Here is a 6,739-nt window from a genome sequence, read left to right on the forward strand (position 1 = left end):
CACGCAGATGACGCGCTGGTCGCGCCGCGGGTCGCGGCAGACGACGCACTGCTCGGACTCGGAGATATTGCCGCAGGTCTCGCAGAAGCGGACCCGGGCCTTGACGGCGCGCAGGGCCTCGACGAATCGCTCGACGCGGGCGGCGTCGGCGGCCAGGATGTGGAAGGCCATGCGCTGGGCCGATTTGGGGCCGACGCCGGGCAGTTCGTCGAACTCGTCGATGAGGTCCTGGACGGCGCCCTCGTAGACGGGTGTCATATCAGCGTCCCTCCTGGGTCACGGTGATCTCCTCCAGAACGGTGGCGCCCAGGAGCCGCTTGACGACCTCCAGGCCGACGGCGCCGGCCTCCTCGGCGTCCTCGTCGTCGGCGCTGGGGACGTCGTCCTCGACGGAGGACGGCGAGAAGGCGGCGCCGTGAGCCGGGCTCGGGCTCGACGGTGCCCGACCGCGGGCGGCCGCCCGGGCCGCGGCGCGTGCGGCGGAGACCCGGTCGCCGGCGGCGGGCGCCCAGGAGTCATCCGGCTCCTCATCCCCGTCCTCGGGCGGGGGCTCCTGCGGGACGGGCGTGCCGTCGGAGAAGGTGGCGGGGCCCTCCCAGCTGACGGGGGCCAGGCCGTGCTGCCCGCGCTGGTCGTGTTGCCCGCGTTGCTCGGGCTGCCCGCCATGTCCATCGTGTCCATGGCCCTGTTGGGACTGCCGGTGCTGGTCGGCCGGCCCTGCCGGTCCTGCCGGCTCTGCCGGCGCCGGGGCAGACGGCGACGGCAACGGCGACGGCGACGGCGAGGATGGTGCAGCCCCGCCGGGAAGTGTCGGCAGGGCGTGCAAACGGTGGACAGTAGCGATTGGGGACTCGTCGACCGGATCGGGCGCGGGAGGCGAGGCGGTGCCGGACGGCGAGGCCACAGAGACTGCCGAAGCCGCTGAGGCGGGCGACGCCATCGGTTCCGTGGCCGTGGGAGGGGCCGCAGAGGGCGCGGCCGGGGCCGACCCCGCGGAATCGGATGGCCCTGGTCCCGGCGGCGCAGAGCCGGGCGAGGCGGACTGAGCGGATCCGGTCGCGGGAGCGGACCGTGCGGCGGGCGGCGGCACGACGTGCTCGCCGCCTGCGGGCCCGGTCTGGGGAGGTCCGGCCGGTGCAGGTCCGGAGCCGCCGGGGACGGCGATGACGCCCCACCCGTCGTCCTCCGCCTCCGGCGGTGCGGCGGGCGCCGGGGACCGGGGTCCGGCGGGCGATGGCGCGGGCGCCCCGGGCGAGAGCGCCACGGGACCGCCGTCGACGGCGGGGGCGCCCGGCGTGCCGAGACCGCTCGGAGCACCGCCCGCTCCGGCGGCGTCGGGCCATCCGGGGTCGCCCGCGCCGCCGTCCGGAGCGGCGGGGCCGGGAGCGGCGGGCCCTGCCCCGCCCGCTGCTCCTGGCCCTCGCGCCCAGGATCGGGATGACGCGGGAGTACGTGCGGCGCAACGTGGGATTCCCGGTGCGCTGCGACGCCACGCGCAGCCGGACCGAGCTGGGCGTCCGCTACCGCCCGGCCCAGAAGTCGCTGGAGGCGATGGTCGAGCAGATGCTGCCACGCAGGTCGCCGACGGCGTAGGGCGGCCCCCGCCGTCGGACCGGGCCTTCCCCGCGCGGGCGGCAGCCGGTATGCTCAGGGGAATGTCGACAATGGCTGACGCGCCCAGGGCGGACCGACCGGACTGGGACGGTCCCCGCGGAGCTGGAGCGCGCCTGGTGCTGGATGGAGACCCGGGGCCGCGCCGTCGTCCTGGAGTCCGAGGGCGCCGCCTACGCATTGCCGACGATGTCCACGAGCTCCTAACGCTCTTCGCGATCGGCTACCGCGACCTCACCCCCTCCGAGCTCGGGCTCCCGCCGGACGACGACGATGCCGTTGAGCCGGTCAGCGACTTCCGCGCCTGGGTCGAGCAGGACCTCGGCATCACCGTTCCCCTGGAGTGGCCGGCCGTGGGCGACGACGACTTCTCCGCCCGGATCGACGCCGAGCTCGGCCGCGAGCCGCAGACCGAGGGGAGCACCGCCCCGGGCGCTCCCGGCCACGCGCCCGCGGCACGCTCCCGCAACGAGTCGCTCTCATGACGACGCCCTGGTTCTCGGGGCACTCGTCGCCGGTGTCCTTCGCAGTCGACCTGGGTGTCGCCGCAGCAGCTGTCGGCGTCTTCTGGTCTTGGGGGCCCGATCCCCTCGGCCTCCTGCTCATTGCCACGCTCGTCGCAGCCATGTTACTGCGCTGGCGACTGCCTCTCGTCGCGTTGGCGGTCTCGCTGATCATCACTGCGGCCGGCTGGGTTCTCGGACTCTGCACCGATCCGATGCTCGCGGCCGCGTGGTGCCTGTATCCGCAAGCGGTCCGGCGCGGTACGCGGTCACAGCCGATCGGTGTGTGGCTGTCCGTCGCGCTGATCCTGCTGGCCGCAACGTCCGGCAGTCCCGCCTCCGAGACGACGGCGCACCGAGTCATCGGCAGCTGCCTTGCGATCGGCGCCTCCTGGATGCTGGGATGCGCGGAGGCCCGCAGGCTGGCCTCCGCGCAGGAGGCCGCCCATCAACGGGCTCTCGCTCGACGCGCCCAGCAGCAGGTCGCGATCTCCCGGGAGGTGCACGACGTCGTCGGGCATGCGCTCAGCGTCATTCGCGCGGAGGCCGACGTTGCGCGCAACACCGCCGGCACCGAGGAGGAGCTGCTTCAGAGCCTCACAGACATCGAGGAGCGCGCAGGCGGAGCCCTGGAAGAGGTCCAGCAGCTGGTGCGGACTCTGCGCACGGGCGAGGACGAGCGCGGTGGAGCGCCGTCGCTCCCGGAGCTGCTGACGGCCGCCCGGGTGAGCGGTCTCGAGGTCGAGTCCGCCGTGGAGCTCCCGGAGGTGCCGTCCGCGACTCAGGCGGTCGTCTCCAGGGTGGTGCAAGAGGCCCTCAGCAATGTGGTACGTCATTCCGACGCCTCATCGTGCACCGTGGCTGTCAAGGCTGCCGGAGCGACTGCCGGATCTGATCACGGCATCCTCACCGTCCACGTCGAGGACAACGGTACCGGCATATCCGCTCATCAGGCGCCGGGAGCCGGCTTGACGGGCATGCGGGAACGCGTGGAGGCAGTCGGCGGCTCCTTGAGCGTGTCCGGCCTCTCGCAGGGCGGTACGCGGGTGCTGGCGCGACTACCGCTGCAGGTGGAGCCGTGAACGCGCCGATCACTGTATTCCTCGCCGATGACGATGCCGACTTCCGCCGCATCTACCGGCGTCTGTTCGACGCCAGTGACGGGTTCCGCGTGCTGGATGAGGCGGGGACCGCCCGGGAGACGATCCGGAAGATCGCGGCACTGCACCCCGACGTGTCCCTGATCGACGTGCAGATGCCCGGCGGCAGCGGCCTGGACGTCTTGCGGGGCATCACCGATTCGGGAACGAAGGCGATCATGCTCACCGCCTTCGACCTGGACGAGTACGTGGCCGGCGCGCTCAAGCAGGGCGCCGCGGGCTTCCTGCTGAAGAACGCCTCCTCGTCCGAGGTTCTCAGTGCGGTGCGGGCCGTGCATGCCGGACACGCGTCGCTGGCTCCGGAGGTCACCGCACGGTTGATGGACCAGCTCGCCCAGCGGCCGGCGCACTCGCGGCACCCGTTCGCCGATGTGCGTCTGAGCGCACGAGAGCTTCAGGTGACTCGGCTGGTGGCGCAGGGGCGGTCCAACCAGCAGATCGCCGATGAGCTCTTCCTCGCGCTGCCCACAGTGCGCACCTACCTGCGTCGTCTGTTCCTGAAGCTGAGCGTGAGCGATCGCACGCAGCTGGCCGTCCTCGCCTACCAAGCCGGGCTGCTGCACGAGCCCCGCTGATCCCGCGCTCATCCCCACCGCAGTACCCACCGCACATGTCTACTTCCGGACGACGCGAGAGGCAGCGCCCCGGTGGAACGGTTGCGCTGGCAGTGCACCGCCGCTGCACGGCCGCCCCAACGCTCGGAAGGAAGTACCGCTGCATGATCGAGATCATTGACGTGACCAAGAAGTACGGAGGCAGGACCGCAGTCGACCGAGTCAGCTTCACCGCCAAGGCGGGCAGGGTGACAGGGTTCCTGGGCCCGAACGGGGCCGGCAAGTCCACGACGCTGCGCATCCTGCTCGGTCTGGACCGGCCCGCATCCGGTACGGCACTCATCGACGGCAAGTCGTATACCGCACTGGCTCAGCCGCTCCGCACCGTCGGAGCGATGCTCGACGGCGCATCCGCCATCCCGGAGCGTCGCGGCATCGATCATCTGCGCTGGATCGCGCAGTCCAACCGGATCCCGGCGCGGCGCATTGGCGAGGTTCTCGAACAGGTCGGCCTGTCCGAAGCCGCCACGAGGCGGGTTCGCAAGTACTCGCTCGGCATGCGGCAGCGCCTCGGACTGGCGGCCGCTCTGCTGGGCGAGCCCCGTTTCCTCGTGCTGGACGAGCCGGTCAACGGCCTCGATCCCGAAGGCATCCGCACAATCCGCGCCTTCCTGCGCAGCTACGCCGACGACGGCAATACCGTGCTGCTGTCCAGCCACCTCATGGGAGAGACGGCGCAGACGGTCGACGACATCGTCATCATCAACAAGGGCCGGATCATCGCCGACGGCGCCTTGGAACAGATCATCGCAGGCCACGCCTCACTCGAGGACGCTTTCTTCGCGCTCACCGGCAGCCGGCCCGGACAGAGCTGGTGAGGCCGGTGAGCAGCATGATCAGCATCGTCCGCTCAGAGCTCACCAAGGCCCTCACCCTGCCCAGCGTCTGGATCATCATGGTCATCCTCACCGCGGTCGATCTCCTGTTCCAGCTCCAGCTCTTCCTCTTCAATCAGGAACTGATCGCGAATCTCCGCGGCGACGGAACAAGTGTTGTCAACAGCGTCCCGGTCGTCGCCGATGAATCCGTCTTCGGCGACTACGTCGCCTCCATCTTCAACCCCGCGATCCTCCTGCCCCTGCTCAGCACGGTGACCGCCGGCGCCGAGTTCCGCACCGGCCAGCTCGGCATGAGCGTGCTCGCCGTGCCCCGGCGCATGCGGCTGCTGGTGGGAAAGATCGTCGCAGTCGCATTCCAGATCCTCATCCTCGGCACGCTGTGGATCGGTGCGGCCAAGGTGCTGCTCCACCTGGCGCTCCATAGCTGGGAAGCGGGCCGGGCATGGTCACCGCGCTTCCTCCTCGCCGACGCCCGCATCCTGCTGTTCATGGTCACCGCCGCCCTCTTCGCCTACGCCATCACCCTGATAGCGAGAAGGACGCTCGTCGGCGTCATCGTCGCGGTGGTGCTGATCATGGTGACGATGACCCAGATGCTCACCCTCATCTCCCCGGCCGTGGACGCGCTGGCCCTGTTCAGTGCGGCACGGAACCTGGTACTGGCAGGAGGCGACGTCGCCGTCCCTCTGACCGGTAGCGCCGTCCAGGGGGCGGCCGTGCTGATCGGATGGGCAGTGCTCGCCTGCGCCGTCGCCGTCGCGGTCGTGACCAGGAGAGACGCCAGATGACCCCGACGAGGCCGCTGACGCCGACAACGCCGCTGATGCCACTGACGCCGCTCCCCACTTGCCTGCGTGACACCGTCACCGCTGAGATCATCAAGATGACGACTGCCCCGTCCGCACGCATCATGCTGGCGGTGGCCCTGACCGCGAATCTCGCGCTGGCCGCGATCGACGCCTCACCGGTCGGCTTCTACACCCACCCCGGTCAGAGAGAACCGGCGTCGATCTCCTCCTTCGGCGCGGTCATGCTCGCCCCCGTGTACGCCTTCCTCGTGGTAGCCGCCTACGCCGCCGCAAGCGAGTACCGCAGCGGACAGCTCCGCATCACGCTCGTGGCCATGCCGAACCGGCGCTCGCTTCTGGCGGGCAAGATCGCCGCTATGCTGATCGTCGCCACCACCGGCGTCGTGATCGCGCTGGTCCCCGCCAGACTCATCATCGGCATCTCCGACCACCTCGGCGCCGGAGCAATTCTGCTGGACATCGCGCGCTGGGCCGCAGCCTACCTGTTCATGTCAACCATCGCCTTCGGGCTTGCCGGCCTCCTGCGCAGCTCGGCCGCCGCGTTGGGAATCCTGATCACCACGCCCGTCGTCGTCGGCACCGGCATCCTGCAGTGGCCCCGAGTCCTGCGATTCCTCCCGGACCAGGCCGCCCTCAGCCTGCTCGGAACCCCCGGTTACAGCGTCACCGCGCTGCCAGCCACCACCGCCGCACTCACGCTGACCACCTGGGCTGCCGTGTGCCTGGCGGCGTACGCCACCGCCCTCGTCTGCCGAGACGCCTAGCCGTCTGTGTCACCCCTCGACGAGCCGGCGCCCCTCGAAGGCGCGCCCCAGCGTCACCTCGTCGGCGTACTCCAGGTCGGAGCCCACCGGCAGCCCGGAGGCGAGCCGAGAGACGGGCACGTCCATGGTCCGCAGCATGCGGGTGAGGTAGGCGGCGGTGGCCTCCCCGACGACGGTGGGGTTGGTGGCGAGAATGACCTCCTCGACGTCCCCGCCCACGCGGGCGAAGAGCTCGCGGATGCGCAGGTCGTCCGGGCCCACCCCGCTGAGGGGGTCGATGGCCCCGCCGAGCACGTGGTAGAGCCCCCGGTACTCGCGGGTGCGCTCAATGGCCACGAGGTCCTTGGGCTCCTCGACCACGCAGATGACGCGCTGGTCGCGCCGCGGGTCGCGGCAGACGACGCACTGCTCGGACTCGGAGATATTGCCGCAGGTCTCG

9 protein-coding genes and 1 pseudogene are annotated in these 6,739 nt (G+C 71.0%); 7 read left to right on the forward strand and 3 right to left on the reverse strand.

What is annotated here, in order from left to right; all coding sequences use genetic code 11:
• Both G446_RS0113045 and G446_RS21160 read right to left on the reverse strand, forming a co-directional pair.
• Positions 1-258 (reverse strand): annotated as a pseudogene (locus G446_RS0113045) (recombination mediator RecR); the annotation flags it as partial.
• A gap of 1 nt (position 259) precedes the next feature.
• Positions 260-826 (reverse strand): hypothetical protein, encoded by a 567-nt coding sequence (locus G446_RS21160; protein WP_156916680.1) that lies wholly within the window; start codon positions 824-826, stop codon positions 260-262.
• Between the two features lie 611 nt (positions 827-1,437).
• On the opposite strand from G446_RS21160, the gene G446_RS19550 reads away from it, so the two are divergent.
• From G446_RS19550 to G446_RS0113085, 7 genes are all read left to right on the forward strand, one after another.
• Positions 1,438-1,593: a hypothetical protein gene (locus G446_RS19550; protein WP_245574715.1), complete on the forward strand. Its 156-nt coding sequence runs from the start codon at positions 1,438-1,440 to the stop codon at positions 1,591-1,593.
• A 137-nt stretch (positions 1,594-1,730) separates the two neighbouring features.
• Entirely contained in the window at positions 1,731-2,096 is a 366-nt protein-coding gene (locus tag G446_RS19555; RefSeq protein WP_211228309.1) for a hypothetical protein, read from the forward strand.
• Complete coding sequence (locus tag G446_RS18010) at positions 2,093-3,196, forward strand: sensor histidine kinase (protein WP_051286009.1); 1,104 nt, start codon at positions 2,093-2,095, stop codon at positions 3,194-3,196. Before G446_RS19555 ends, G446_RS18010 begins: the two co-directional genes overlap by 4 nt.
• Complete coding sequence (locus tag G446_RS0113070) at positions 3,193-3,849, forward strand: response regulator (protein ID WP_026410470.1); 657 nt, start codon at positions 3,193-3,195, stop codon at positions 3,847-3,849. The genes G446_RS18010 and G446_RS0113070 overlap by 4 nt, the downstream gene beginning before the upstream one ends.
• A 143-nt stretch (positions 3,850-3,992) precedes the next feature.
• A complete protein-coding gene (locus tag G446_RS0113075) occupies positions 3,993-4,706 on the forward strand; it encodes an ABC transporter ATP-binding protein (RefSeq protein ID WP_026410471.1) in 714 nt (237 codons plus the stop codon).
• Positions 4,707-4,720: 14 nt separating this feature from the next.
• Entirely contained in the window at positions 4,721-5,515 is a 795-nt protein-coding gene (locus G446_RS0113080; protein ID WP_026410472.1) for a hypothetical protein, read from the forward strand.
• Positions 5,516-5,610: 95 nt separating this feature from the next.
• Positions 5,611-6,300: an ABC transporter gene (locus G446_RS0113085; protein ID WP_211228310.1), complete on the forward strand. Its 690-nt coding sequence runs from the start codon at positions 5,611-5,613 to the stop codon at positions 6,298-6,300.
• A 9-nt stretch (positions 6,301-6,309) separates the two neighbouring features.
• Here the strand turns inward: G446_RS0113085 and recR are convergent.
• The coding region (gene recR / locus G446_RS0113090; protein ID WP_026410474.1) for a recombination mediator RecR at positions 6,310-6,739 on the reverse strand (430 nt) is incomplete at its 5' end.

The sequence above is a fragment of the Actinomyces dentalis DSM 19115 genome (assembly GCF_000429225.1).
Classification (GTDB): domain Bacteria; phylum Actinomycetota; class Actinomycetes; order Actinomycetales; family Actinomycetaceae; genus Actinomyces; species Actinomyces dentalis.